The organism is Flavobacterium hibisci, assembly GCF_020026925.1.
Lineage (GTDB): Bacteria > Bacteroidota > Bacteroidia > Flavobacteriales > Flavobacteriaceae > Flavobacterium > Flavobacterium hibisci.
Map to the genome: position 1 here is coordinate 1 of NZ_JAIQDW010000034.1, position 25,829 is coordinate 25,829.

The window sequence follows — 25,829 nt, forward strand, 5'->3', positions numbered from 1 at the left end:
TATGCTTTGCAAGCTTCATCATCCGGCAGTTCTTTTATAAAGTTTAGTATGCTTTGTCCTTGAAATACTTCCATAGTAGTTGATTTTAAAGGCATAAATATACAGAAGCTAAATGATTAACTCAAAATTTTTAATTTCCATGTTCTTTATATTTAATTGAATATTACAAATTTAGGTAAATTTAATTTTGAAACCAGATTATTTTTTAGCTCCTAAAAAAATTAAAACAATCCCGAAACCGGACTATTCTTAATCCCAATCTTAGAATAATCAAATTCCATTTTTTGCTGTAACAAAGAAGCATAAACCGACCTAAAATCAATTTCGTGTTTTAAATCTCCATTATCCAAATCGGCTAAATTTGGATTATTGCCTAAAATTGTTCCTTTATTATTTCCTCCAATAACGAACATTGGAGCCGCTGTTCCGTGATCGGTTCCGCTGCCGTTGTCTTTTACGCGCCTTCCGAATTCTGAGAATACAACAATCGTTACATTTTGCAGTAATTGAGCCTGTTTCAGATCGGTATAGAAACTGTATAAGGCATCATTTAGTTCCGTTAATTTGCGTTCGTGAATAGAAAGCTGATTATCGTGTGTGTCAAATCCGCCAAGCGAAGTGTAATACACTTTTGAATTCAGGTTTCCTTTTACCAGCCTTGCAATCCATTCCAGATTTTTTGACAATCCAGTTTTTGGATAACTGATTTCGGTTTTGGACTGCTTCAGAGCATTCTGAATATCATCTGATCCTTCGACAACCGAATTGGCAATTTTGCGCACGAAGTCCAATTGCAGATTTTCAGATAATGTTACATTTTCCTTGCCCGTTTTTATCTTAAAACGATCCGGGTCTTTAACCGTGATTGAGTTCGGCTCCATTCCTTTTAATGCCAGGTTATCTATCGAATCCAGATTGATCCCGGCTGTTGGCTGATGATCGTGGCATTGCAAATCCAGATATCTTCCCAACCAGCCTTCGTTGATGTATTTATCAGAATCTGCAGCTGTCTGCCAAATTTCCTGACTGCGAAAATGGGAACGAACCGGTTCAGGATACCCTACATTCTGAATTACGGTTAAATCTCCGTTTTGCTGCATTTGGGCAAAATCTTTTAATGCAGGATGAAACGCCATTCCTTTGTTTTTACCCACCATAACATCTTTATTCAGGGCAATTTTGGTTCTAAAATCATAATACAAAGGATCTTCGTACGGAATAAACGTATTCAGTCCGTCGTTTCCTCCGTTGAGCTGAACAAATACCAGACATTGCTCTCCGATTACCCAATTACTTTGTTCACCAAATGCATGCAAAAAGCTTGGAAGTACCAGCATTCCGCCGGTAAATGTTCCTGTTAAGCTTAGAAAATTTCTTCTGTTCATAATGATAAACTTTAAATTAATTGGTACTCCGGTAATTTAGTGATATAATTAAACAAACGAACAACTGCATTATTGGCATTAGGATTTTTAGGGTCAAAATCATATTTAAGCAGGTTTTCCATATCTTTTTGCATGGATTCATTCACATTAAATAATAACCTGTTGGATAGTTCAGCTATGATGGTTTTATTATTTCCATTGGCATCAAATTCAACTTTTACCTCTCTTTTCTCCAATTCCATTTTAGGTTTCGGATTTTCACCAGTCATGGAATTTAGTACTTTTTTGGAAAGCTTCCGTCCGCTGCAAAGCAAGTCTGAAGTATTATTTCGCTGCAGATAGACCTGTGAAGTGAGCCAGGAATTTCCTCCATCCCAGCCTTTCACATTCACCTGATTGTACAAATCCATTCCCTGCTGTTTTAGAAAAGCAACAATCATCGCTTCATTATAATCCTTCAGCTGCAATTCATCAATAAGCTGAAAAACATAAACCAAAGGATCTTTGATTTTATTGCCTGAAACATCTTTGGCGTATTCTTCAGTAAATATTTTAGTCAGTAGAGGTTTCATTTCAAAATTTACTTTTTTGAAATAATCGCCATAATATTTTACCAATTCTTCTGAAGGGTTATCATAAAGAAACCATTTCAGGATTTTACGTGTAATGAGATACGGAATACTTTTTTGTTCGAAAACGATATCAACCAAATCATCCGCTTTCCAATTTCCGGTTCTTCCGAAATAGGTTTTAATGCTATTGTCTTCTAAATTTTTTCTGTAAACCGCTTCTTCATCACCATAATTTAATCCCGCCAAGGCTTTTGCGCCGTTTTTGATATCTTCTTCGGTGTAATTCCCGATTCCGATAGTGAATAATTCCAGTAATTCACGGCTTAAGTTTTCGTTGATTTTGCCTTTTTTATTATCTACATTATCCAGGTATTTGACCATGGCGTTGGATTTTACGATCTTTTTGGTCAGTTCTTTGAAATTTCCAAAAGCATTTTCGCGTAAAATCATATTGTGCTGGTAAATCCAGTAGTTGATTTTTACTTTTTGTGAAGTGGATACAAAATGATTGTGCCAGAAACAAACCATTTTTTCACGCAGTGGAAATTCATCGGTTTGCATTTTTGCAATCCACCATTGTTTTAATTCGCCTGTGGTATAAATTTCTTTTCGCTGGATTTTCTTTTTTTCTTCCGGATCCAGATCTTTTAGCGATTGCCTAAGCGCTTTTAATTCGGCAGTGGTTTTGGGTGTGTTTTCTAAAAAAGCAGGAAGTTTTGTATCAAACTTTGAATCATAGGATTTCTTTAGAAATTTTTCTAATCCAATTTTTTCGATTTTAGCCGCTTCCTTTCCTGAGAAGCCCAATCGTAACGACCAAAGATTGCTTTTTTTCATAACAAAGAGGTTAGTTTAAGATAAGACTTTTATTTTTGAGAAAGGTTTAATTTGAGGAAGATTCTAAGATTTTGATTTTTTTTGGTAATATTTAAAACGAAAAACTTCATCCGAATATTCATTTCGAGGAACGAGGAATCTTCGTAAGTACTCCGCAACAGTAAGCTAAACATTCTTTCATAAAAAATAGACACAAATAAGAAAATTCTTTAATTAATTGTAATTTACACAAAATTAATATTTACTTTTATGCAATTTTCAGAAGGTTATCACACCTATTACATCTACATAATAACAAATAAATCAAAAACTGTTTTCTACACTGCAGTAACCAACAACCTCAGAATTCGTTTAGATCAACATAAAGAAAATATTATGAGCGAAAACAAAACTTTTGCTTCAAAATATAAAGTTGAGTTTTTATTGTATTATGAAAAGTTTGTCTGGATTCAAGAAGCAATTAATCGGGAAAAAGAAATAAAAGGCTGGAGCAGAAATAAAAAATTAGAGTTAATTAAAACCATTAATCCTGATTTGGATTTTTTGAACAATTTGTTTGATTGAAATTACTATTTTCAAAGTTTATTAATTTTAAAATACTTGTGAAGCTTGTAATTATTACTCCTTAATGATTTTTCTCACCGTTTTGTCATCCTGACGAAGGAAGGATCTTCACAAGAAACTTTTATAGTACTAATTATCAATCTTTGTCGAGTTTCTTGCGAAGATTCCTCGTTCCTCGGAATGACAAAATTGTGGATAAAAAACAAAATGATATAAAAAAGCAGTTATCAAAAATGACAACTGCTTTCCGTTAATTTCGAATAAATCTTTTCTCTTTATTCTATAATCTTTCTTCTAAGAAAAAAATTAAGACCCACACATCTCACAATCCTCAGGGCCTGCTGCTTGTGCTTTTAGCAACATCGCTTTGTATTCGTCGATATTGATTTCTTCAGTTTCTGCTACTGAGCTTGGTGTTTCTTCTTTTTTATCATTGTTTAATGTGAATTTAATCGCATCTACAGCCGCTTTTGTTCTTAGATAATACATTCCGGTTTTCAAACCTGACTGCCACGCGTAAAAGTGCATTGACGTTAGTTTAGAATAGTTGGCATCCTGCATGAACAAGTTCAGTGATTGCGACTGGTCAATGAAATATCCTCTTTGACGAGACATATCGATAATATCTTTCATCGACATTTCCCAAACCGTTTTGTACAATTCTTTCAGATCTTGCGGAATCACATCAATATTTTGAACAGATCCGTTATGACGCATGATTTCCTGTTTCAATGACTCATTCCATAAACCTCTTTCAACCAAATCATGAAGTAAATGCTTGTTTACTACAATGAATTCTCCGGACAATACACGACGTGTGTAAATGTTTGAAGTATACGGTTCGAAAGCTTCGTTGTTTCCAAGAATCTGAGAAGTAGAAGCAGTTGGCATTGGCGCAACCAATAACGAGTTACGAACACCGTGCTCCATAACTTCTTTTCTTAATGAACCCCAGTCCCAACGGCCTGATAATTCTTCATCTTTCATTCCCCACATATTGTGCTGGAATTCTCCCTGAGACATTGGCGAACCTTCAAAAGTTGAGTATGGTCCTTCTTCTTTTGCCATTTCCATAGAAGCGGTTACGGCTGCGAAGTATAAAGTTTCGAAAATTTCCTGATTCAGTTTTTTAGCTTCATCACTTGTAAACGGCATACGCAACATGATAAAGGCATCAGCCAGACCTTGTACACCCAATCCTACCGGACGGTGACGGAAGTTAGAATTTTCAGCTTCTTTTACCGGATAGTAGTTTCTGTCGATTACTTTGTTCAGGTTACGGGTTACACGTTTTGTAACATTGTAAAGTGCTTCGTGATCGAATTTTCCGTTTTCAATAAACATTGGCAACGAAATAGAGGCCAGGTTACAAACTGCAATTTCATCTTTCGATGTAAACTCCATAATCTCTGTACACAAGTTAGAAGAACGAATAGTTCCTAAATTTTTGTGGTTCGATTTACGGTTTGCTGCATCTTTGTACAACATATACGGTGTTCCGGTCTCGATTTGAGATTCCAGGATTTTCTCCCATAATTCACGTGCACGGATTGTTTTTCTACCTTTTCCTCTAAATTCGTAATCAAGGTATAATTTTTCAAATTCTTCTCCGTAAACATCATATAATCCCGGGCATTCGTTAGGACACATTAACGTCCAGGGACCATCTTCCTGAACACGTTTCATGAACAAATCAGAGGTCCACATTGCGAAGAACAAATCTCTTGCACGCATTTCCTCTTTTCCGTGATTTTTCTTCAAATCCAAAAAGTCAAAAATATCAGCATGCCAGGTTTCGATGTAAATCGCAAAACTTCCTTTACGTTTTCCACCACCCTGATCTACATAACGTGCTGTATCGTTGAATACTCTCAACATCGGAACAATTCCGTTTGAAGTTCCGTTTGTACCGCGAATGTAAGATCCTGTTGCACGAACGTTGTGAATAGAAAGGCCAATTCCTCCCGCTGACTGGGAGATTTTAGCCGTTTGTTTTAATGTATCGTAAATTCCGTCAATACTGTCGTCCTGCATTGCCAAAAGGAAACAAGAAGACATCTGAGGTTTTGGCGTTCCGGCATTGAACAACGTTGGTGTTGCATGCGTAAAATACTTTTTAGACATTAAGTCGTAAGTTTCAATAACCGATTTCAAATCGTCTAAGTGAATACCTACAGCAACACGCATTAACATATGCTGCGGACGCTCTACAATTTTTCCGTTTATTTTTAGAAGATAAGAACGCTCTAAAGTTTTAAATCCAAAGTAATCGTAATTAAAATCTCTGGTATAAATAATGTGAGAATCTAAGAAAGCTGCGTTTTCCTGAATCACTTTGTAAACATCATCAGCAATTAACGGAGCATCCTGACCATTTCTTGGATTTACGTAGTGATACATATCTTTCATCGTTTCTGAAAACGATTTTTTGGTATTTGAATGCAGGTTTGAAATTGCCACACGAGCTGCCAATTGTGCATAATCAGGGTGTGCAATAGTCATAGACGCCGCTGTTTCTGCTGCAAGATTATCTAATTCAGATGTAGAAACTCCGTCATACAATCCTTCGATAACTCTCATAGCTACCTTAACAGGATCTACAAGCTCATTAAGCCCGTAACACAATTTTTTGATTCTTTCTGTAATCTTATCAAACATTACAGGCTCTTTGTGGCCATCTCTTTTTACTACATACATAAGCTTACTTTTTTTATAGTTATTGAAAAAATGAAAGGCACCGGAAAATGAATTCCGACACTAAACATTGCGTGTTTTTAAATTTATTTTTTTGAGAATTGTAAAATCCCCATAGTTATCCGTTCTTCAATCTAAAAATATAGACGAAAAAACCCGTAAAAATGCAACCGGATCTTCGATTTGGGAGTGAGATCCAATCTAAAATTTTGTTTAGTATAGAAACTTTCGTTTCCTGATTTTATTGTGTTTTAGTATTCGTGGCGGACACTAAAATGCAGTATTTTTTTGTTCTAAAAATCTGCGTCAAACGATATTTTCTGAGCATCACTGTCTGTGTTCATCACACCTGACTTTTGATACTCTGCAACTCGTTTTTCAAAGAAATTAGTTTTTCCCTGAAGAGAAATCATATCCATGAAATCAAACGGATTCGCTGATCCATAAACACGTTCACAACCTAATTCTACTAATAATCTGTCTGCAACAAATTCTAAGTATTGTGTCATTAAAGCAGCATTCATTCCAATCAAACTTACCGGAAGGGATTCAGTTACGAACTCTCTTTCGATATCTAAAGCATTAACAATGATTTCCTTAATTCTTTCCTTTGGCACTTTATTGATCAGGTGATGATTGTGCAGGTGCACTGCAAAGTCACAATGTACGCCTTCGTCACGCGAAATCAATTCATTAGAAAAAGTCAAACCTGGCATCAAACCACGTTTCTTTAACCAATAAATAGAACAGAAAGCACCTGAGAAGAAAATACCTTCAACTGCAGCAAAAGCAATCAGCCTTTCAGCAAACGAATCAGATTCGATCCATTTTAGAGCCCATTCCCCTTTTTTAGCAATTGCAGGAAAAACTTCCAAAGCATTAAACAATTCTGCTTTTTCGGCTTCATCTTTCACGTAAGTATCGATCAATAAGGAATAGGTTTCGCTATGAATATTTTCCATCATAATCTGAAAACCGTAGAAAAATTTAGCTTCGGCGTATTGTACTTCATTTACAAAGTTCTCAGCAAGATTTTCATTTACAATTCCGTCAGAGGCTGCAAAGAATGCTAAAATGTGTTTGATAAAATATCTTTCGTCGTCATTAAGTTTGTTGTTCCAATCTGTCAAGTCCTGATGCAAATCGATTTCTTCGGCAGTCCAGAAGCTAGCTTCCATTTTCTTATACCATTCCCAAATATCATGATGTTTAATTGGAAAAATAACAAAGCGATTCTTATTTTCTTGTAAAATTGGTTCAACTTGTGACATTGTATTTTTGTTTAATTTTTATAATGAATTTCCCCTTATTCATAACGTTTACAAAGATTGTCATTTATCGTCAAAAATGAAAGTCAAACTTATTCACAATTCGATGTAGTTTTTAACAAAGGAAAAAAAACGGAACTTTTCTCACACAATATTTAATTATCTGAAAATTAAATACTTATAAACAATGCATAAACACTAAACCCCTGTAAAATATAGGCTTTTTAGAATAAGAAACAAGAAATTTGAGAATGTTTTAAAAAGTTTTTTTTGAGTTAAAAAAACTTTTTTTTGAGCCAAAAAAGATCAAAATTAAGCCTTAAATAAGGGTGTTGATTTTACACTTTTTTATACTCTTCAGCTACCTTTTCAAGCTCGATATACCAGTCTTCCCCAAAACGACGAATTAGTGCTTCTTTGACAAATTTATAAACGGGAACTTCGAGCTCTTTTCCCAAAGAACAGGCATCGTCACAAATGTCCCATTTATCGTAATTCACCGCTGCAAACTCGGTAAAATCTTTTACCCGGATTGGATATAAATGACAGGAAACCGGTTTTTTCCAGTCCACTATTCCTTGATTGTAGGCTTGTTCGATTCCGCAAAGAGCGGTTTTACCATCAAAAATTACGTAAGCACAATCTTTATTATCGATTAGCGGGGTTTCAAGATCACCGTCGGTGCCTTTTACCCAGGCTCCCTGCGCTTCAATAGCCGCAATACCTTCTTTACGCAAAAAAGGTTTTACTTTAGGATATATCTCTTCCAGAATTTTGGTTTCTGCTTCGCTCAAAGGAGCACCTGCATCCCCGTCAACGCAGCACGCTCCTTTACAAGCTGACAAGTTGCACACAAATTCTTTTTCAAGAATATCTTCCGAAATAATGGTTTTCCCTAATTGAAACATGATAATAAAGTACTGAAATTTATAAAGTGCAAAGATAGTCAAAGAATAGACATAAAAAATGTACCTTGAAGATTCGCAGAACGTTTCAAATAGATTAGGGAAGAATTATTTAATTCTCGATCTTTTACATTTAAGCTTCCCGAACATTTGCGAAAAATCTTTGCGGAACTCTGCGACAAAAGCATTTTTTGTTACAAAAACAACAATAATAGTTATGTTATTGAATTTTTATAACAAAAATACTTCTGGACAAAAAACACCTAACTTTATTATTTACTTTTGCAAAAGTTTTTTAATTCCATAAAATCAAATTAATATGCTAGAAATCAGTTTAAAAGAAATCATTACAGTAAGCATGGTGTTATTTGCAGTTATTGATATTGTGGGTTCTATACCTATTATTGTGAATTTAAGAGCAAAGGTTGGACACATCGAATCAGAAAAAGCCTCGCTTGTTGCCGGTGCAATTATGATTGTTTTCCTTTTTGTTGGTGAAGGCTTGCTTAATCTCATAGGCATTGATGTACACTCGTTTGCTGTTGCCGGTTCTTTTGTATTGTTCTTTCTTGCTTTAGAAATGATCTTAGGAATTCGTATTTACCGTGATGAAGAACCCGGTTCGGCCTCGATTGTTCCATTGGCGTTTCCTTTAATTGCAGGAGCAGGAACTATGACCACCTTGCTTTCGTTACGATCTCAATTTCATACAATCAATATTATTATTGCGATTTTATTGAATATTATCTTAGTTTATATTGTTTTAAAATCATCTAAAAAAATTGAAACTTTATTAGGCGAAAACGGGCTTGGCGTAGTCCGCAAGACATTTGGGGTAATTCTCTTAGCAATAGCTGTTAAATTATTTGCTGCTAATGTTAAAGGTTTGTTCGTCTAAAAGATATTTTTTTAAATTTGCTCCATAAAATTCTAAAATACAGCTCAAAAAGCTCTGCTTTATTATTTTAGACAAATAAATAATCCTATGAAAATCTTTACTTCCATCTTAGTGGTTTTGGCACTGGCTTTAATCGTCTTTAATATTACGCAGCTTGACTTTCAAAATCCATTTGAAGGTGACAGTGCTGTAGCTCTTATTGGAGTCGCTGCTTCATTCTGTGCCGTTTTAATTCTTTTGATTTTTAGAATTTCGAAAAAAATAGAAGAGAAAACAAACGGAAGATAATATGTTTGACGTTTTAATTGTTGGCGGAGGCGTTTCAGGCATGTCATGTGCCCTTGTGTTAGGATCTGCCAAAAACAAAACTTTTGTAGCCGACAAAAAAATCGGAATTTTTACACATCAGAAAAGCTCTTCTCTACAGGAAGCTATTTTTTACAATGCTTATGGTATAACACCAGGCAAATTAGGTTCAGAATTATTATCCGAAAGCATTCAGGATTTAGCTCAAACCTACCCGCACATTGTTCAGATTCCAAATGAAAAGGTAATTAAAATTGAGGGAGTCTATCCAGAATTTACGGTAATTACAAACAAAAACTCTTACCATACAAAAAGCATCGTTATCGGAATTGGTTCTGCAAATACTTTTGACATCCAAGGTTTGATGCAATATGTAGAGCCTCACAAAAAAGCTTTACCGGAAAAACAGCGCATCCAGCTTAAAAACGAGGATCACAAAGTCGCTGAAGGCATTTATGTAATTGGAACTTTGGCCGGATGGAGAAGCCAATTGGCTATTGCTGCCGGAAGCGGAGCTGCTGTTGCAACCGATATTTTGACTTTATGGAACAATGGTGTGCAGACTCATGCACATGATAGTATTCGATAAAATTAAATCATAAAAAGATTTACAAAAATAAAAAACCATTAAGGAATTAAGTTTATTAAGCTTCAAAGCTAAATTTCCTTAATTCCTTAATGGTTTAAAATTTATGTTTTGTTTTTACTTCACAGAAACGATCTCTTTCACTTTAATATGCTTCTCTGTGTCGGTTTTCCAGATTTCACCTTTTAAAACCACCTCTTCGCCTTCCTTTAATTGCTTGTAATTTTGAGGTCCGCCAACATTTACAATACTAACTGTGGCAAAATATACTTCATTTTTATCCGTATTAATTTTAGCAGTATAACCATCTTTACCATTCTCAATAGATTCCACTTCTCCGGAAACTGTATTTTTATCTTTCATACAAGCGCATGAAATTACAAAGATCATTAAAACGAATAGTAAACTTATTTTTTTTAGATTTTTCATTTTTTAGATTTTTTATTCTCACAAAGTTCTTAAACATTAAGGATACTTTATTATAGAATATTTTAAAAAAGTATTATTATTTTTATTGCAAGGCTATACAGCTACCGGCAATAACTTTAAGACTATCTTCAAATTGTTTCCACACCCGAATATATCTGAAAACCCCATTTATAGGATTATCATCAAATGTTCCTTTTAAAGAAACGGTTACTGCAACCACTGCAGTATCGTCAATTATATTTATGATTTGATCAAAAGCTTCCAGTGAATCGATTTTCATTTTACCGGAACGATATGAATTCAAATCAAATTCTTTGGTAATGGTATTTCCATCCGGCAAATTGAATAGCAAGTCGTCATGCAGCACCTTTTCTAAAAATGAAACATCCGCTTTTTTAATTGCAGTCAGAAGTTCAATTTCAGCATTTACAACTGTTTCTGTTTTCATCATAAAAAGCATTATAAAAAGTTAAAGATTATTTCTTTACATTCAGCACCTTTTTAATCATTGCATCCTCTTTTAAAATCACATCATAGTAATACAATTCACCGTATAATTGTCGGCCAAATTCAGCGGTAATATAGCGATTGACCAAATCTTTGGTTTTATCTAATTTAAGATCGAGACCAGTCATAAAAATGTAGTTTTTGAATTTCTTAAAATAAACATCCGACTTTTTCATTTTAGCTAAAAACTCATTAAAATGAAGTCCTGCAAAAGCATTTCGGTTTTTATCCAACTCTTCAAATACAAAATGACCCACAACCCCAGTCTGCAGCAGGTACGCTACATTTTCATTCCCGTGTTCTGCTTCCATTGGCACAAAAACATCAGGAACAATTCCGCCTCCACCATAAACAATTCTTCCTTTTGGCGTTTTAAATTTTAAAGAATCAGCCACTTTTATGCTGTCTTTTGCATACAATTCACCTGATTTTATTCTTGCTTCAGACTCTTTGAAGTACTCCTCATTTCCTTTGGCATATGGTTTTTGAATAGATCTTCCGGTTGGGGTATAATATCTTGCGACAGTTAACCGAACAGCAGAACCATCATTGAAGTCCATTTCGCGCTGCACCAAACCTTTCCCAAAAGAACGGCGGCCAACAATTGTTCCGCGATCGTTATCCTGAATCGCACCTGCCAGAATCTCACTTGCCGAAGCACTGTTTTCATTAATCAAAACCGTTACTTTTCCTGTTTCAAAACTTCCGCTTTTTGTTGCATATGTTTTTTCGGTACTGCCATTTTTATTTTTAGTAAAAACGATCAATTGTTTATCTTTTAAAAATTCATCAGCAATAGCGACAGCTTCTTCCATATATCCACCGCCGTTATCACGAAGATCGATTACCAGCGACTGAATTCCTTTTTGTTTTAACCTTGTCAGGCCAACTTTGAATTCATCATAAGTTGTTTCTGCAAAACGATTGATTTTGATATAACCCGTTTTATTATCAAGCAATAATGATGCATCTACACTCTTTAGCGGAATAACATCTCTTTTGATTTTGAACTTCAGTTTCTTTTTTTCCGATTTTCTAAAAACAGTCAGTTCGATTTCTGACCCTTTTGTTCCTTTTAATTTAGAGAACAAACTATCCGAAGGCAGTTTTCTTCCATATAATTTTGTTTTTCCTGCATATAAAATCCGGTCGCCTGATTTTATTCCGGCTTTCGCCGAAGGGCCATTTTCAACCGGTTTTATGATCGCAACAGAGTCTTTGTACATGTAAAAATTAATTCCCACGCCTACAAAATCACCTTTCATACTTTCGGCAACTTCTGCCTGTTCACTAGGCGGAATATAAACAGAATGCGGGTCTAATTTGGACAATATATTATCTACAGTAAGATTTACAATCGAATCTGTATCAACACTATCCACATACTCATTATTGATAAAATCAATCAGTTTATTGAGTTTGGTTTTCGAATAATTTTTAGCCAAAAGCGTATCCTCTACCGGGGCATTCATCAGGCTTCCGAGAACAGTTCCAAGAGCAAAGGCTGCTCCGATAACGATTGGCAAATATTTTGAATTGAATTTCATTATTCTTCTAAAACAGGAATATGCTCTACCTCAACACCTGCTTTCAATAAAAACTGGATTCCGGAATCATCACGATATCCATTTTGATATACCACCCTTTTTATGCCTGACTGATGTATGAGCTTGCTGCATTCTTTACACGGCGAAAGTGTAATGTATAAAGTTGCCCCTTCACAGGATTGGGTTGATCTGGCTACTTTTAAAATTGCATTTGCTTCTGCATGCAAAACATCCCAACGTGTTAATCCGTCTTCATCTTCGCAGCAATTTTCAAATCCGGTTGGTGTTCCATTATATCCATCAGAGATAATCATTCTGTCTTTTACAATTATAGCACCTACCTGTTTACGTTTACAATACGACAGCGAACCCCATTCTCTGGCTATCCGCAAATAAGCTTTATCGTATTTGTTTAATTTTTTTATCTCCATTAATTTATCTGTTCCAAATAGGACTTTCTACAATCATCGGAATTACAACTCCAATAACAAAAGCCGACATTACAAGCGCCCAGTCACGTTTTGAAAAACGAAATACAGTCTGCACTATATATGATATTACCAAAACCACAAAAACTACTATTAATTGCGCCGCTTCGATTCCGAGTGCAAATTCCAATAAAGGTACTAATTTTGAAGATGCTGTACCTCCTAAAATAGTCTTAAAATAATTTGAGAATCCAAGTCCGTGAATAATTCCAAAAAATAACGTTAGAAAAAATACCAGATTAAGACTTTCATTTTTAGATGCTTTTCCGGCTGTAAAAAGATTGAAAAAGGCGGTTATTAAAATTGTAACCGGAATTAAAAACTCTACCAGACTTGCTTTTACAGCTATAATTCCAAAAACAGAAAGCAAAAGCGCTAATGTGTGACCAACCGTAAACATCGTAACAAGCAATAAAATCCGTTTCCAGTCCTTAAATGCATATGGGGTTGTTAAGGCAATTAAAAACAATACGTGATCATAAGCATGAATGTCTAAAACATGCTTTAAACCGATCTGAAAATAAATCCAAAATTCTGACATGAGTGTACTTATATTAATTGATTTGGGGCTGTAAACATACAATTTATTTTGAAAAATAAACAAAGCCCTTTAGTAAATCAACGCAGAAAAATAAGTTAAATTTTATGAGAACTTTAAAATTGATAATTTAAAATAAAATTTATCTTTGCTCAATAAAAACACTTTTAATATGTCATTTGCAGAATTATTTGATAGCGAATTCAAACAAAGAAATAAAGGTCACTTTTCAGCTATTGTTCGCGTAGCACTAGCAGACGGAGTTGTATATCCGGAAGAAAAAAACTTCTTAGATAAACTTGCATCACGTTTGGAAATAACTGAGTCTGAATACGAAGAAATCCTTAGCGATCCTTTAAAATATCCTATCAACCCGCCTTATTCATATGTTCAGCGCTTGGAGCGTTTATATGATTTAACAAGAATGGTGCATGTTGACCACCATCTTGAAGATAAACAAGAAGTTTTATTAAAAAAGATAAGCGTAGCTTTAGGATTTACCCCTAGTAACGTAGATTACATTATTGCAAAAGCATTGTCGTTAGTAGATAAAAAAGTGGATTTAGACACATTTGTGTATGAAATGCAGCACATGAACAAATAAATTTTAGTGGTCAGTTTACAGATTTTAGTATCAGTTCAATACTTCATTTAAAAAAACTGCCAATTCAAAAGTAAACCCGACAGATTTTGAAAACCTGTCGGGTTTGTTTTTACTGTGTCTCGTCCTGAAAAAAGCTAATAAACTTTAAAGTTTCAAGGTTCTCTGTGAACTGAATACTATTCAGCTGTCATAAACTCCTCTGCTTTTTCTACCATATTGTAGCTTCCACAGAAAAAAGGAACTCTTTGATGCAATTCTGTTGGCTGAATCTCCATAATTCTTCCAAAACCGTCTGTTGCTTTTCCTCCGGCCTGTTCTGCAATGAATGCCATTGGGTTACATTCGTACATCAAACGTAGTTTTCCTTTTGGTGCTTTAGAACTTGTCGGATAAATATAAATCCCTCCTTTGATCATATTTCGATGAAAATCGGAAACCAAACTTCCTATATACCTTGAAGTGTATGGTCTGTCCTCTTCTTCACGCTGGCAATATTTAATGTAATTTTTCACCCCTTGCGGAAAATGAACATAATTCCCTTCGTTTACTGAATAGATATGCCCGTCTTTTGGAAACTGCATATTCGGATGTGACAGGTAAAATGTACCAATTGCAGGATTCAGCGTAAAGCCGTTTACACCATGCCCTGTTGTATAAACCAACATTGTCGAAGTGCCGTAAATTACATAACCTGCTGCCACCTGATTGATTCCCGGCTGTAAAAAATCCTCGCTTGTTACCGGTGTTCCGATTGGTGTGATTCTTCTGAAAACAGAAAAGATAGTTCCCAGAGAAACATTCACATCAATGTTTGATGATCCGTCAAGCGGATCCATTAAGATCACATACTTATTATTATTACTGTTGTCGCTCCCCTTGACAGTAATATATTCGTCGTTTTCTTCTGAAGCTATTCCACAGACAATCTCACGGTTTATTAACGTCTGAATGAATACTTCGTTGGCATAGACATCTAATTTTTGCTGGTCTTCTCCCTGAACATTCTGTTCGCCAACGGCGCCTATTATATCCACTAATCCAGCTTTGTTTACTTTATAGTTGACAACTTTTGCCGCCAGACGTATAGAGTTGATAATCCGGGATAACTCCCCAGATGAATACTGAAATGCTTTTTGGTTCTCAATAATAAACTCTCCCAGTGTTTTATTGCGTTCTTCCATTTGCTATATCGTTGTAGTTTTTAATTATAAGTCACAAATATCGCTTTTTTTGTGAGAATGATTCAAAAATTATTTCGTTAGTTTGCTACTATTATATATTTGCTAATGAAACACAAAAAGTTTCATTTAAAAAAATACTTAATTAGAGAATAACAGGTTAAAAATATGAATTATGGATATTAGAAAAGGAAAACCTGAAGACATGGAATCGGTTTTAGGACTAATTCAGGAGCTTGCAATATTCGAAAAAGAGCCGGATGCTGTTTTAATAACCAAGGAAGATTTGATACGTGATGGTTTTGGAGAAAATCCATTATTTCATGTTTTTGTTGCCGAGGTTGAAAAAGAGATTGTTGGCATAGCTTTGTATTATTATCGATATTCTACCTGGAAAGGAAAAACAATACACCTTGAAGATTTAATTGTAAAAGAAAAAATGAGGGGCACAGGCTTAGGATCTGCTCTTTATTCTGAAATAATGAAACAAGGAAAAAAAGATAATGTTCGAAGAATCGAATGGAATGTCCTCAACTGGAATACTCCTGCCGTAAATTTCTATGAGAACTCTGGCGCAAAAGTTATCGAAGAATGGAGGGTAGTACAAATGGATGAGGAAGGAATTAATTCGTACTTAGAAAAAATAAATTAATCGTAAAAAACAGGACAGGTTTTAGGGAGTAAACATCTGTCAAATATTAAATTTTAAAATAGACTAGAGATGCACGGCAGTGCGTCTCAACAATACAAATTAAGATGAGAGTATTTAAATTTGGTGGTGCATCGGTAAAAGATGCTGAAGGAATTAAAAACGTTTATGACGTTTTACAAAAAGTTGGGTACGAAGATGTGATTTTAGTCGTTTCGGCTATGGGGAAAACCACAAATGCTCTGGAGCTTGTTATCAAAAATTATTTTGATAAACCCGAGGAGCTTAATTCATCTGTACAAGAGATAAAAAAATATCACAATCAAATATTGCTTGAATTATTTGAAGATGAAAAACATGCTGTTTTTGCAGCTGTGAATGAGCAATTTTCAGAATTAGAATATTTTCTGGCGCATAATAAATCCCCTAACTACAATTTCGTTTACGATCAGATTGTGAGTTTTGGTGAGTTGATTTCGACAAATATCTTAAGTCATTTTATGAACTTCATGGGTATCCAGACGCAATGGCTTGATGTTCGCAACTTCATTAAAACAAATGCTAATTACAGAGATGCAGAAGTGGACTGGGAAACAACCGAACAAAACATCAGCAAAAATGTGCCTCGTAAAATATTGAACATCACACAAGGATTTTTAGGTGCAGATGAAAACAACTTCACTACCACTTTAGGACGTGAAGGTTCTGATTATACTGCCGGAATTTTTGCTTATTGCTTAAATGCAGAAAGTGTTACAATCTGGAAAGACGTTCCGGGAGTTATGAACGCAGATCCGCGTTATTTTGAAAATGCGAGTTTGTTAAACCAGATTTCATACCGTGAAGCTATTGAACTTGCTTTTTACGGTGCAACGGTTATCCACCCAAAAACTTTGCAGCCATTACAGAAAAAAGAGATTCCCTTATATGTAAAATCATTTGTTAATCCGTTATTAAAAGGAACCTGTGTTTCTAAAGGAGTAGATTTAGAGCCTTATCTGCCTTGTTTTATTGTAAAAAGAGAACAGCTTTTGATTTCGCTTTCTTCTATTGATTTTTCTTTTATTATGGAAGAAAACATCAGTGAAATTTTCGGGTTATTTCATCAGTTCAAACTGAAAGTAAACTTGATTCAGAACTCAGCAATCAGTTTCTCTGTTTGCGTAGAAGATAAATTTGGAAACTTCAATGAACTGAATGCGATCCTTTCGAAAAAATTCAAAGTAGATTTTACTGACAATGTAACATTATACACGATTCGTCACTTTAACGAACAAGCTGCAGAAACTGTTGTAGAAAACAAAGAAGTTTTACTTAGACAAGTAAGCCGCGAAACCATGCAGATTGTGACAAAAGAACTCAATTAATTCAAGAAAAGGTTTATAATTAATTCAGGATAATAAAGGTTTCATGTAAAAGTGAAGCCTTTTTTATTTTCATACAAAGATCTCCACTTTTAAAAAATATCATAATTCAAATAAAATTACAACTGTCTTTTTTTATTTTAAAAATTAAAATAACTTTATGATAACCAAATAAATACATAAATCATGAATAACGATTATGAACCAAGTGAAGAAACCAAAAACAGATGGCATAATGATCCGGACAATTGGATTTGGGGAATATTTTATTATAATCCAGAAGACCCGAGATTATATCTACCCAAAAAAATCAAAGAATTTGGATGGACAATGAACTTTGCAAATCCTAATTCAGCAATTGTAATGTTAATATTGATTTCAGTCATATTAATCTTCACACTGTCTGCTCATTAATTTTCATAAATTATACTTTATTAGCTGTCGAAACTAAAACAGCACACACAACATTTCCCAATTATAAATACTACTTTTGGCTTTTTAGAGTTAAAGTATTTATGCTGAAAAAATTACTGATTTTATTGATTTTAATTTGTTGTTCAGGACTTCAGGCCCAGGAAACAGATTTGCTCTATAAAACCAAAAAAATAGCAGTTACAAGAGATACGATTCATCTGGAAAATGTGAGTATCAATTCCAGCTTTTTTCAGCTTTTAAATTCTAAAAATGAACCTATAGATTCAACTTTTTATAAAATTGATTTTCAAAAAGGACATCTTCTTTTAAACGAAAAATTGACTTCAGAATCCGACAGCTTAATCGTCAATTATCTCAAATATCCCGATTATTTAACCAAAGAATATAGTTTCTATAATTCCAGTCAGGTTGTAAGTAATGATATTGGTTCTGAGAAACTATACAAAATAGATAATTCAAATACTAAAAAAGCAACTCCGTTTGACGGACTGAATACTTCAGGGAGTATTACTCGCGGCGTAACAATTGGAAACAATCAAAACACGGTATTAAACTCCAATCTAGATCTCCAGATTACAGGTAAAATTTCGGACAAGGTAAGCCTTCGGGCCTCACTGCAGGACAATAATATTCCGCTGCAGGAAGGCGGTTATTCGCAAAAACTGGATCAGTTCGATAATATATTTATAGAACTATTCAGCGATGAGTGGAATATTCGGGCCGGTGATGTATTTTTAGAAAACAGAAAAACGCAATTTTTAAGTTTTAATAAAAAAGTTCAGGGGCTTTCGGCGAGTTTTGATTTTGGCGAAGAAGATAATAAAACCAATGTTTTTGCATCGGTAGCTTTCGCAAAAGGGCAATATGCCAAAAGTACTTTTATTGGACAGGAAGGCAATCAGGGGCCGTATAAATTGAAAGGGCAAAATGGCGAATTGTACGTTTTAGTCATTTCAGGATCTGAACGTGTGTATGTAAATGGCGTTTTGCTTAAAAGAGGCGAAAACAATGATTATGTGATTGATTACAATGCCGGTGAAATTGTTTTTACATCGCTTTTTACGATTACTTCTGAAATGCGAATCAATATCGAATACCAGTATTCAGACCGGAACTATAATCGTATGTTAACCTATGCCGGCGCTTCCCATGAAAATAAAAGCTGGAGTTTTGCCGGTTATTTATATTCTGAAAATGATTTAAAAAATCAGCCTTTGCAGCAAAATCTTTCTCAGGAACAAGTTCGGATTTTAAGTGAGGCAGGAGATGACACAGCATTAATGAAAGCACCTTCTGCCTATGAAGACACCTTTTCTGATAAGAAAATTTTATATAAAAAAACAATTGTGAATGGTATCGAAGTTTACGAATATTCCACTAATCCTGATGATATTTTGTACAATGTAAAGTTCAGTCTTATAGGAAACAATTCTGGCAACTATGTGATAAAAAACGCCAATTCAGTCGAACGCATTTATGAATATATCGCTCCCGTAAACGGAATTCCCCAGGGAAATTACGAACCTCTTGTACAATTAGTTGCACCGATGAAACTTCAGGTAGCTACTCTTTTAGGAAAGTACAATCCGAACGAAAAAACGCTGGTTGATTTTGAAATTGGGATCAGCAACAATGACCAAAATTTATTCTCAGATATTGATGATGATGACAACAACGGAATCGCTTTAAAATTAAACACCAGAAAACGCCTTTTTACCAAAGAATGGACTTTGGATGGTTATGCCAATTATCAGTTTGTAGAAAAAGATTTTAAGTCGGTAGAACGTTTGTATAATATCGAATTTAACAGGGACTGGAATTTAAGCACAACACTTTTAGGTGACCAAAGCCTATTAGTAGCGGGTTTGAATTTTGATTTGTTTTCGAAGAAAAAAACGAACAATATCGGTTTGTTTACTTATCAGTTTGAAAAGTTGGATTTTACCGAAAGTTATTCGGGAAACCGACATACTTCTACCGCTTTTTTTAAATTAAAAAACTGGACTGTCGAAAATCAGGGCAGTTTTTTGAGCAGTAATGCCACAACTTCCACTTCAAAATTCATTAGAAACCTTGCCAAAACCAAATATCATTTTGGCAAAAACTGGGTTGGCGGCAATATTCAGATAGAAGACAATCAGGAAAAAGATAAGGCTACAAACCAGTTTTCGGCAATTAGCCAGCGATTTTCAGAATATGGCGTTTTTGTTGGTCGTGGTGACAGCACCAAAGTTTTTGTGGAACTGGGTTATTTACGCAGAAAAAATGATAGTTTGCAAAACGGATTATTACAGCATGTAAGCAATTCGCAAACCTATTTTTTGAAATCTAAACTGATTCAGAATAAAAAAACGGATTTAGCCGTTTATGCCAGTTATCGAAATTTAGATTTTAAAGATACTTCCAGAAAAAGCGAGCCTTCATTGAATTCAAGAATTTTATATAATGACCGCTTTTTCAATCAGTTTATGCAAATCGGAACCGTTTATGAAACAAGTTCCGGAACCATCGCGCAACAGGAATATAATTACATAGAAGTTCCTGCAGGTCAGGGTGTGTATGCGTGGAATGACTACAACAATAATAGCATAAAAGAATTGGACGAATTTGAAATTGCCCCTTTTCCGGATCAGGCAAAATTCATTCGTATCTTTCTACCGAATCGAATTTATATCAAAACCAATCAAAATAAATTTTCACAATCGCTGACCATAAACCCGTTGCAATGGCAGAATGAAAAGGGTTTCAAAAAAATAGTTTCTTATTTTTACAACCAGACCTCCTTTATACTGGACAGGAAAGTGAGAAGTGATGGCGATAATTTTGAAGTGAATCCCTTTTACTCTTCTGAAGAAAATATCTTAGGGCTGAATTCGAGTTTCAGGAACAGTTTGTTTTATAACCGGGGAAAACAAAAGCATTCTGTCACTTATTCTTATCTGATTAATAATGGAAAAAACCTGCTTTCTATCGGTTCGCAATCTGTAAAAAACTATTCACATCAACTACAATACACCCATTTGCACCAAAAAAGCTGGCTATTTAATCTGTTTACAAAAACAATTAAAACTTCCCTGACATCGGAGGATTTCATCGAGAAAAATTATGACTTAACCGGTTTTCAGGTGGCTCCGAAAATCAGTTATTTATTTTCGAAAAACACAAGTCTTGACATCTTTTATGAATTACAAAAAAAAGAAAACCAGATTGGGAATTTTGAAACCCTAACCCAAAACCGATTAGGAACTTCATTTTCGTATGCCGGAGAAAAAAAAGTAACAGTAAACGGAGAGTTCTCTTTTTATGAAAATAAATTTGTTGGAAATGAATTTTCTTCAGTTGGATTTCAAATGCTCGAAGGACTTCAGGCTGGTGAAAATTTAGTCTGGAAATTACTTTTGCAGAAAAATATAACCCAGTTTTTAGACGTCAATTTAAATTATCAGGGACGTAAAAGTGAAACAGGCGTTACCGTACATACAGGTAACATACAGCTTCGTGCTTATTTTTAGCACTTTACTGAAAAAGCTATTATAAAATTTATTAATTTTAATTCAACTTTAAACTCCTAATCTTATGAAAAAATTAGTATTACTTTGTTTTATAGTTGTATTCTCATCTCATTTTTATGCTCAGGAAACAGCTGTAAAAACAACTAAGAGCAAAACTGAGGCTTCTGCAAAAAAAGCCAAATCAGACGCTGATAAAGCTAAGGCAGATGCTAAAGCTGAAGCTGAAAAATCCAAAAAAGCAGCAGACAAAGCAAAAAAGGAATCTGCAAATGCTAAAAAAACAGCAGATAAAGAAGCGGTAAAAGCTAAAAAAGAAGCAGCGAGTTCGAAGAATGCTGCTAAGGAAGCCACAAATGCAAAAAACACAGCAAACAAAGAAGCTGCAAAAGCTAAAACCGCAGCTGACAAGGCTAAAAAATCTGCTGCAAAAAGTAAAACTTTAAAAGAAACTAACGAAAAGGCACCAAAAGTAGCCGATAAAGTTACCGGGGAATACAATGGTAAAAAAGTCTATACCGGCCCGAAAGGGGGAAAATATTACATCAACAAAAACGGAAACAAAACGTATATTCAGGATTAAAAACTTTCTGTCTGACCATATAAGTCCGGATCTCGATTGAGAAGTCCGGACTTTTTTATGCATGCAAACAAAGAAATCCTTCCAAAATTAATAGTACTTGCCTTGATTTTTGAACTTTAGAGTTAATAATTTAGTAATGTATCCGAAATAACAAAAAAAGAGGATTTTTTTATCTTCGTTTCAAAAATCGCTACATATGAGCATCGAATATACTGCCAATAAAACTATTTTAATTACTCCTTTAAACTGGGGATTGGGCCATGCGACCCGATGCATTCCTATAATTAAAGCATTACAGGAAAATAATTATATTCCCATAATTGCTTCAGATGGCATTGCTTTGGCATTATTACAAAAAGAATTTCCATATATTCAGACTTTAGAACTACCTTCTTATCATATTGAATACGCTAAAAATGGCAAAAACTTTAAATGGAAACTGATTAAAAGTTTACCTAAAATGATTACCGCTATTTTGGATGAAAAGAAAATAGTAAATTCCTGGATCAAAAAATATGACATTGACGGTATCATTTCAGATAACAGGCTCGGGGTTTTCAGTAAAAAAGTGCCTTCGGTATTTATTACACATCAGCTCAATGTGATGACAGGAAATACGACAAAGTTTACCAGTAAATGCCATCAGTATTTTATAAAAAAATATAATGAATGCTGGATCCCTGATACAGATGGAGATCCAAATTTAACAGGCAACCTTGGACATCTTAAAGAAAGTAAACTAAACCTGAAATATATTGGGCCTTTGAGCAGAATGCGTAAAAAAGACACTCCAAAACAATATGACCTAATGATTATTTTGTCAGGTCCGGAGCCTCAGCGTACGTTGCTGGAAGAAAAACTGCAGGAAGAAATTACAGAATACAAAGGTGAAATTGTTTTTGTAAAAGGTGTTGTCGAAAAAACACAAACTAAACAACAGATAAAAAATGTGACGTATTACAATTTTATGAATACCAAACAGCTGGAACAGACATTTAATGAAAGTGATTTGGTTCTATGCCGCTCAGGCTACACTACCGTTATGGATTTAGCAAAACTGGGTAAAAAAGCTTTTTTTATTCCAACTCCCGGTCAATACGAACAGGAATATCTGGCCATAAAACTTCAGGAAGAACAATTGGTACCTTACGCAACGCAAAACGACTTTACTATTGAAGATCTTTCAAAAGTAAAATCGTTTAAAGGTTTATCCGAATTTGAAAATAAAATCGACTGGGATTTGTTATTTACTGTTTTTGAGAAGCAGATTTAGAAATTAAACTGCGCCTGTAACCGCAATAAATTTCCCTGTTGTCTGTTAACCGGAATGGCACTGTCTTCAAATGTTCTGTCAGCAATAACATATTCTGCTACCAATTCAAATGCTTTAATTGGCTGCCATTCTACGCCAATTTGGTAATCCCTTACTACATAACTTCTGGCATCTTTTTCATATTTTTTACCTCCGTCATAATACTGAAATTTGGCAAAAGGATAAATATGCTGTTTTTTAATGTCCCATTTATAATTCAGTAAAACGTACCCACCATTTAAATCTGTAACATCAACCGAGTTGGTTTTAGGGTTATAACGCGGTCCTTTTCCAATATTATACTCAGTCTGGATTCCAAAAGGCTTTGGATACAAAACAAAAGTCGCTCCTATTCTCTCGTCTTTTATATATTTAGGATCTCCATTTACTACAACTCCTGATGAAATTTCACCGGTAAAAGCCCATTTTCCTGTGTAAGCCTGAATTCCGGGTTCTATAATCTGGTTCCCGATAACAAAAGGATAAGTAGCTCTTGCTACTACATTTAAATCTCTGTTCCCGTCAATTTTATTGGCTATTTGCCCATTGTAAGCCCCCAAAGCCAACACCCCAAAATCACCTGAACCTTTGTAACCATCTTTTACCAGCATTGCAAAACGTTCCCTGATTTCGGCTGGTGCCCAATAAAAAAACATTCCTAAATCTCGTTCATTTGCTATTGCACTGTTTATACCATCTGCACGGTCTAAAGTCAGACGCTGCGAGCTGGATTGCATATTTTCGAATCCATACGGAATTTTACTCTGGCCAATACGCACCCGATATTCTCTTTTTTTATCAAAAGAAAGATCAAAATAGAGATCGCGAATCTGTACGAAATTATTAAGCCCGGTGCCTGGTGAACTGGCAAAATCCGGCTGAAAATAGAAGAAAACATTTGGATGAACCTGTCCTGAAAACACTAACCGTGCACGACGGACAAAAAGCCCGTTGTTTGCTTTTGCATCCGGATCTGTAGAAGTTGTTCCCCAGGATTTATCACACTGGTCGCAGGAAACTTTATCATTTGTAGAAAACAAACCATTGTATCTGATTTGTGCATAACCTCTTAAAGAGATTTTGTCATACCAGTGTTCCTCGACACCTCCCCCGGATTTAGTATCAGGTAATTTGGCTTTATTAATTGAATCTAAAATACGCATTACTTCGTTTTTTACATCCTGTTTATTCAATTCCTGTGCATGTACTCCGCAGGTAAGCAGTATTAAAACTGCCACTATTATTTTTTTTATCATTTTTTCTATTGCCCTTAATTTCAGGATGCAAAGATGTAACCACCTGTGTTAAGAAATCATTAACCAGATGTTATTATAATAAAAATTTAATGTTATGGGTCGAATTCTAATATTGATTTATCGTTAAAACCTTTGTTTTAGGACTTTTAAAAAAACAGTACTTACAATTATTTAACCTCGGTTTTTGTTATTTTATTTGCTTTTTCAAGCGTAAAAGAAAATTCAGAACCAATTCCGAATTCACTTTCTACATATACTTTCTCTTTGTGAGCTTCGATAATATGCTTTACAATTGCCAGTCCCAAACCAGAACCACCCTCAGAGCGGGTACCGCTTTTATCGACTCTGTAAAAACGTTCAAACAAACGTGAAATATTTTGTTTTTCAACCCCTTCCCCGTTATCGCTGATACGAATTAAGACTTTTTTCTTGGTAAGATTGACAACACCAACCTCAGTCAAACCTCCTTCTTTTCCGTATTTAATAGAATTCACAATCAGATTTTCCAGAACCTGCTGAATTCTGTCCTTATCTCCTTTCACTATTAAGGATTGAACGTTCTTGCTTTCGAATGCTAATTTGATTTTCTTTTTATCAGCTTTCATTTCTAATAAATCAAAAACATTCTGAATCAGTTCAACAATATTAAATTCGGTAAAATTCAAATCTAAATCTCCTGATTCTAATTTGGTAATCATATCCAGATCTTCAACGATATAAATGAGACGCTCGACACCTTTTTCTGCACGCTTTAAGTATTTTTTTCGGATAGTTTTATCATCCATAGCGCCATCCAGCAAAGTCGAAACATACCCCTGAACCGTAAATAGGGGGGTTTTAAGTTCGTGCGAAACGTTTCCCAGAAATTCTCGTCGATATTGTTCCCTGATTTCAAGCATCTCAATTTCTAGTTTTTTATCGGTAGCGAATTTTTTCACCTCACGTGAAAGCGTTTCCATATCGGTTGTGATTGGCTGGTTTATCAGAGGTGTTGATTCAAGTAAGGAAACCTCATCATAGATTTTTTTTACCCTTCTGTATATAAAGCGTTCTACACGATACTGAAGTACAAGAAATGAAAAGATGTAAACTGAAATCAAAAAGATTATTCCAAATCCGGCCTGATACTTTAATTGATTTTTATAGAAGATATTCATCAGCAGCAATACAAATCCTGTTGTAAACAGGCTTATATACAATGCCGACTTGATAGCGAATCTATACGTTTTTTTGAAATTGATTTTCATTTAAATTTTAAATAATAGACATTAAGGTATCATTTTTTCATCATATAAGATTCTGTGTTGATTTCCAACTAAAATCTTATTTTTTATTAATTTTGTTGCTCAAGACAGTCATAGAACTAGTCTCTATAGCGTGTTTAAACCATTTGTGTTTGCACGCTATTTTTTTCG

General features: G+C 34.6%; 24 protein-coding genes. 11 read left to right on the plus strand and 13 right to left on the minus strand.

What is annotated here, in order from left to right; all coding sequences use genetic code 11:
• Nucleotides 1-221 precede the first annotated feature (221 nt).
• Nucleotides 222-1,385, minus strand: coding sequence for a DUF1501 domain-containing protein (locus K8B81_RS20305; RefSeq protein WP_223683362.1), 1,164 nt, complete (start codon nucleotides 1,383-1,385; stop codon nucleotides 222-224).
• Nucleotides 1,386-1,396: 11 nt separating this feature from the next.
• Nucleotides 1,397-2,794, minus strand: coding sequence for a DUF1800 domain-containing protein (locus tag K8B81_RS20310; protein ID WP_223683363.1), 1,398 nt, complete (start codon nucleotides 2,792-2,794; stop codon nucleotides 1,397-1,399).
• 249 nt (nucleotides 2,795-3,043) lie between these two features.
• Between K8B81_RS20310 and K8B81_RS20315 the strand changes: the two genes are divergently transcribed.
• Nucleotides 3,044-3,358, plus strand: coding sequence for a GIY-YIG nuclease family protein (locus K8B81_RS20315; RefSeq protein WP_223683364.1), 315 nt, complete (start codon nucleotides 3,044-3,046; stop codon nucleotides 3,356-3,358).
• A 306-nt stretch (nucleotides 3,359-3,664) separates the two neighbouring features.
• Here K8B81_RS20315 and K8B81_RS20320 read toward each other — a convergent pair whose 3' ends face one another.
• The 3 genes from K8B81_RS20320 to K8B81_RS20330 form a co-directional block, all read right to left on the minus strand.
• On the minus strand, nucleotides 3,665-6,055 hold the full coding sequence (locus tag K8B81_RS20320) for a ribonucleoside-diphosphate reductase subunit alpha (protein WP_223683365.1): 2,391 nt from the start codon (nucleotides 6,053-6,055) through the stop codon (nucleotides 3,665-3,667).
• Between the two features lie 290 nt (nucleotides 6,056-6,345).
• Nucleotides 6,346-7,323, minus strand: coding sequence for a ribonucleotide-diphosphate reductase subunit beta (locus K8B81_RS20325; protein WP_223683366.1), 978 nt, complete (start codon nucleotides 7,321-7,323; stop codon nucleotides 6,346-6,348).
• Nucleotides 7,324-7,658: 335 nt separating this feature from the next.
• The gene (locus K8B81_RS20330; protein ID WP_223683367.1) at nucleotides 7,659-8,228 is read right to left on the minus strand and encodes a DUF3109 family protein; all 570 of its coding nucleotides are present in this window, start codon (nucleotides 8,226-8,228) and stop codon (nucleotides 7,659-7,661) included.
• A gap of 316 nt (nucleotides 8,229-8,544) precedes the next feature.
• On the opposite strand from K8B81_RS20330, the gene K8B81_RS20335 reads away from it, so the two are divergent.
• From K8B81_RS20335 to K8B81_RS20345, 3 genes are all read left to right on the plus strand, one after another.
• On the plus strand, nucleotides 8,545-9,123 hold the full coding sequence (locus K8B81_RS20335) for a MarC family protein (RefSeq protein ID WP_223683368.1): 579 nt from the start codon (nucleotides 8,545-8,547) through the stop codon (nucleotides 9,121-9,123).
• Nucleotides 9,124-9,210: 87 nt separating this feature from the next.
• On the plus strand, nucleotides 9,211-9,411 hold the full coding sequence (locus K8B81_RS20340; protein ID WP_163395284.1) for a hypothetical protein: 201 nt from the start codon (nucleotides 9,211-9,213) through the stop codon (nucleotides 9,409-9,411).
• A 1-nt stretch (nucleotide 9,412) separates the two neighbouring features.
• A complete protein-coding gene (locus K8B81_RS20345) occupies nucleotides 9,413-10,018 on the plus strand; it encodes an FAD-dependent oxidoreductase (RefSeq protein WP_223683369.1) in 606 nt (201 codons plus the stop codon).
• A 114-nt stretch (nucleotides 10,019-10,132) separates the two neighbouring features.
• Here K8B81_RS20345 and K8B81_RS20350 read toward each other — a convergent pair whose 3' ends face one another.
• The 5 genes from K8B81_RS20350 to K8B81_RS20370 all read right to left on the minus strand — a co-directional run bounded on the left by K8B81_RS20350 (nucleotide 10,133) and on the right by K8B81_RS20370 (nucleotide 13,527).
• Entirely contained in the window at nucleotides 10,133-10,444 is a 312-nt protein-coding gene (locus tag K8B81_RS20350) for a hypothetical protein (protein ID WP_223683370.1), read from the minus strand.
• Nucleotides 10,445-10,526: 82 nt separating this feature from the next.
• Entirely contained in the window at nucleotides 10,527-10,895 is a 369-nt protein-coding gene (locus K8B81_RS20355) for a nuclear transport factor 2 family protein (RefSeq protein WP_223683371.1), read from the minus strand.
• A gap of 25 nt (nucleotides 10,896-10,920) precedes the next feature.
• A complete protein-coding gene (locus K8B81_RS20360) occupies nucleotides 10,921-12,498 on the minus strand; it encodes a S41 family peptidase (RefSeq protein ID WP_223683372.1) in 1,578 nt (525 codons plus the stop codon).
• Nucleotides 12,498-12,929 (minus strand): deoxycytidylate deaminase, encoded by a 432-nt coding sequence (locus tag K8B81_RS20365; protein WP_223683373.1) that lies wholly within the window; start codon nucleotides 12,927-12,929, stop codon nucleotides 12,498-12,500. The genes K8B81_RS20360 and K8B81_RS20365 overlap by 1 nt, the downstream gene beginning before the upstream one ends.
• A gap of 4 nt (nucleotides 12,930-12,933) precedes the next feature.
• Nucleotides 12,934-13,527: a HupE/UreJ family protein gene (locus K8B81_RS20370; RefSeq protein WP_223683374.1), complete on the minus strand. Its 594-nt coding sequence runs from the start codon at nucleotides 13,525-13,527 to the stop codon at nucleotides 12,934-12,936.
• Nucleotides 13,528-13,696: 169 nt separating this feature from the next.
• Here K8B81_RS20370 and K8B81_RS20375 point away from each other — a divergent pair, with 169 nt between their 5' ends.
• Entirely contained in the window at nucleotides 13,697-14,128 is a 432-nt protein-coding gene (locus K8B81_RS20375) for a TerB family tellurite resistance protein (RefSeq protein ID WP_223683375.1), read from the plus strand.
• 176 nt (nucleotides 14,129-14,304) lie between these two features.
• Here the strand turns inward: K8B81_RS20375 and fbp are convergent, their stop codons facing one another.
• Nucleotides 14,305-15,309, minus strand: a complete 1,005-nt coding sequence (gene fbp / locus K8B81_RS20380; RefSeq protein ID WP_223683376.1) for a class 1 fructose-bisphosphatase — start codon at nucleotides 15,307-15,309, stop codon at nucleotides 14,305-14,307.
• Nucleotides 15,310-15,481: 172 nt separating this feature from the next.
• Between fbp and K8B81_RS20385 the strand changes: the two genes are divergently transcribed.
• The 6 genes from K8B81_RS20385 (at nucleotide 15,482) to K8B81_RS20410 (ending at nucleotide 23,119) form a co-directional block, all read left to right on the plus strand.
• Entirely contained in the window at nucleotides 15,482-15,958 is a 477-nt protein-coding gene (locus tag K8B81_RS20385) for a GNAT family N-acetyltransferase (protein ID WP_223683377.1), read from the plus strand.
• A 104-nt stretch (nucleotides 15,959-16,062) separates the two neighbouring features.
• Nucleotides 16,063-17,322 (plus strand): aspartate kinase, encoded by a 1,260-nt coding sequence (locus tag K8B81_RS20390; protein ID WP_223683378.1) that lies wholly within the window; start codon nucleotides 16,063-16,065, stop codon nucleotides 17,320-17,322.
• A 183-nt stretch (nucleotides 17,323-17,505) separates the two neighbouring features.
• Nucleotides 17,506-17,733: a DUF5808 domain-containing protein gene (locus K8B81_RS20395; protein ID WP_223683379.1), complete on the plus strand. Its 228-nt coding sequence runs from the start codon at nucleotides 17,506-17,508 to the stop codon at nucleotides 17,731-17,733.
• A 101-nt stretch (nucleotides 17,734-17,834) separates the two neighbouring features.
• Nucleotides 17,835-21,266 carry a hypothetical protein gene (locus K8B81_RS20400; protein WP_223683380.1) on the plus strand — a complete coding sequence of 1,144 codons (3,432 nt, stop codon included), beginning with the start codon at nucleotides 17,835-17,837 and terminating at the stop codon, nucleotides 21,264-21,266.
• A 64-nt stretch (nucleotides 21,267-21,330) separates the two neighbouring features.
• On the plus strand, nucleotides 21,331-21,846 hold the full coding sequence (locus K8B81_RS20405) for a hypothetical protein (RefSeq protein ID WP_223683381.1): 516 nt from the start codon (nucleotides 21,331-21,333) through the stop codon (nucleotides 21,844-21,846).
• A 196-nt stretch (nucleotides 21,847-22,042) separates the two neighbouring features.
• On the plus strand, nucleotides 22,043-23,119 hold the full coding sequence (locus K8B81_RS20410; RefSeq protein WP_223683382.1) for a glycosyltransferase: 1,077 nt from the start codon (nucleotides 22,043-22,045) through the stop codon (nucleotides 23,117-23,119).
• On the opposite strand, the gene K8B81_RS20415 is transcribed toward K8B81_RS20410, so the two are convergent.
• Nucleotides 23,116-24,414 carry a porin gene (locus K8B81_RS20415; protein ID WP_223683383.1) on the minus strand — a complete coding sequence of 433 codons (1,299 nt, stop codon included), beginning with the start codon at nucleotides 24,412-24,414 and terminating at the stop codon, nucleotides 23,116-23,118. The genes K8B81_RS20410 and K8B81_RS20415 overlap by 4 nt on opposite strands.
• Nucleotides 24,415-24,581: 167 nt before the next feature.
• A complete protein-coding gene (locus tag K8B81_RS20420; protein ID WP_223683384.1) occupies nucleotides 24,582-25,661 on the minus strand; it encodes a sensor histidine kinase in 1,080 nt (359 codons plus the stop codon).
• Between the last annotated feature and the right edge of the window lie 168 nt (nucleotides 25,662-25,829).

Bases quoted from the DNA above. Each gene is read 5' to 3' on its own strand.
- K8B81_RS20305 (WP_223683362.1), bottom strand. From the start codon at position 1,385: ATGAACAGAAGAAATTTTCTAAGCTTAACAGGAACATTTACCGGCGGA.
- K8B81_RS20340 (WP_163395284.1), top strand. From the start codon at position 9,211: ATGAAAATCTTTACTTCCATCTTAGTGGTTTTGGCACTGGCTTTAATC.
- K8B81_RS20390 (WP_223683378.1), top strand. From the start codon at position 16,063: ATGAGAGTATTTAAATTTGGTGGTGCATCGGTAAAAGATGCTGAAGGA.
- K8B81_RS20385 (WP_223683377.1), top strand. From the start codon at position 15,482: ATGGATATTAGAAAAGGAAAACCTGAAGACATGGAATCGGTTTTAGGA.
- K8B81_RS20360 (WP_223683372.1), bottom strand. From the start codon at position 12,498: ATGAAATTCAATTCAAAATATTTGCCAATCGTTATCGGAGCAGCCTTT.
- K8B81_RS20335 (WP_223683368.1), top strand. From the start codon at position 8,545: ATGCTAGAAATCAGTTTAAAAGAAATCATTACAGTAAGCATGGTGTTA.
- K8B81_RS20420 (WP_223683384.1), bottom strand. From the start codon at position 25,661: ATGAAAATCAATTTCAAAAAAACGTATAGATTCGCTATCAAGTCGGCA.
- K8B81_RS20410 (WP_223683382.1), top strand. From the start codon at position 22,043: ATGAGCATCGAATATACTGCCAATAAAACTATTTTAATTACTCCTTTA.
- K8B81_RS20330 (WP_223683367.1), bottom strand. From the start codon at position 8,228: ATGTTTCAATTAGGGAAAACCATTATTTCGGAAGATATTCTTGAAAAA.
- K8B81_RS20375 (WP_223683375.1), top strand. From the start codon at position 13,697: ATGTCATTTGCAGAATTATTTGATAGCGAATTCAAACAAAGAAATAAA.
- K8B81_RS20405 (WP_223683381.1), top strand. From the start codon at position 21,331: ATGAAAAAATTAGTATTACTTTGTTTTATAGTTGTATTCTCATCTCAT.
- fbp (WP_223683376.1), bottom strand. From the start codon at position 15,309: ATGGAAGAACGCAATAAAACACTGGGAGAGTTTATTATTGAGAACCAA.
- K8B81_RS20325 (WP_223683366.1), bottom strand. From the start codon at position 7,323: ATGTCACAAGTTGAACCAATTTTACAAGAAAATAAGAATCGCTTTGTT.
- K8B81_RS20415 (WP_223683383.1), bottom strand. From the start codon at position 24,414: ATGATAAAAAAAATAATAGTGGCAGTTTTAATACTGCTTACCTGCGGA.
- K8B81_RS20315 (WP_223683364.1), top strand. From the start codon at position 3,044: ATGCAATTTTCAGAAGGTTATCACACCTATTACATCTACATAATAACA.
- K8B81_RS20400 (WP_223683380.1), top strand. From the start codon at position 17,835: ATGCTGAAAAAATTACTGATTTTATTGATTTTAATTTGTTGTTCAGGA.
- K8B81_RS20310 (WP_223683363.1), bottom strand. From the start codon at position 2,794: ATGAAAAAAAGCAATCTTTGGTCGTTACGATTGGGCTTCTCAGGAAAG.
- K8B81_RS20370 (WP_223683374.1), bottom strand. From the start codon at position 13,527: ATGTCAGAATTTTGGATTTATTTTCAGATCGGTTTAAAGCATGTTTTA.
- K8B81_RS20355 (WP_223683371.1), bottom strand. From the start codon at position 10,895: ATGATGAAAACAGAAACAGTTGTAAATGCTGAAATTGAACTTCTGACT.
- K8B81_RS20350 (WP_223683370.1), bottom strand. From the start codon at position 10,444: ATGAAAAATCTAAAAAAAATAAGTTTACTATTCGTTTTAATGATCTTT.
- K8B81_RS20395 (WP_223683379.1), top strand. From the start codon at position 17,506: ATGAATAACGATTATGAACCAAGTGAAGAAACCAAAAACAGATGGCAT.
- K8B81_RS20345 (WP_223683369.1), top strand. From the start codon at position 9,413: ATGTTTGACGTTTTAATTGTTGGCGGAGGCGTTTCAGGCATGTCATGT.
- K8B81_RS20365 (WP_223683373.1), bottom strand. From the start codon at position 12,929: ATGGAGATAAAAAAATTAAACAAATACGATAAAGCTTATTTGCGGATA.
- K8B81_RS20320 (WP_223683365.1), bottom strand. From the start codon at position 6,055: ATGTATGTAGTAAAAAGAGATGGCCACAAAGAGCCTGTAATGTTTGAT.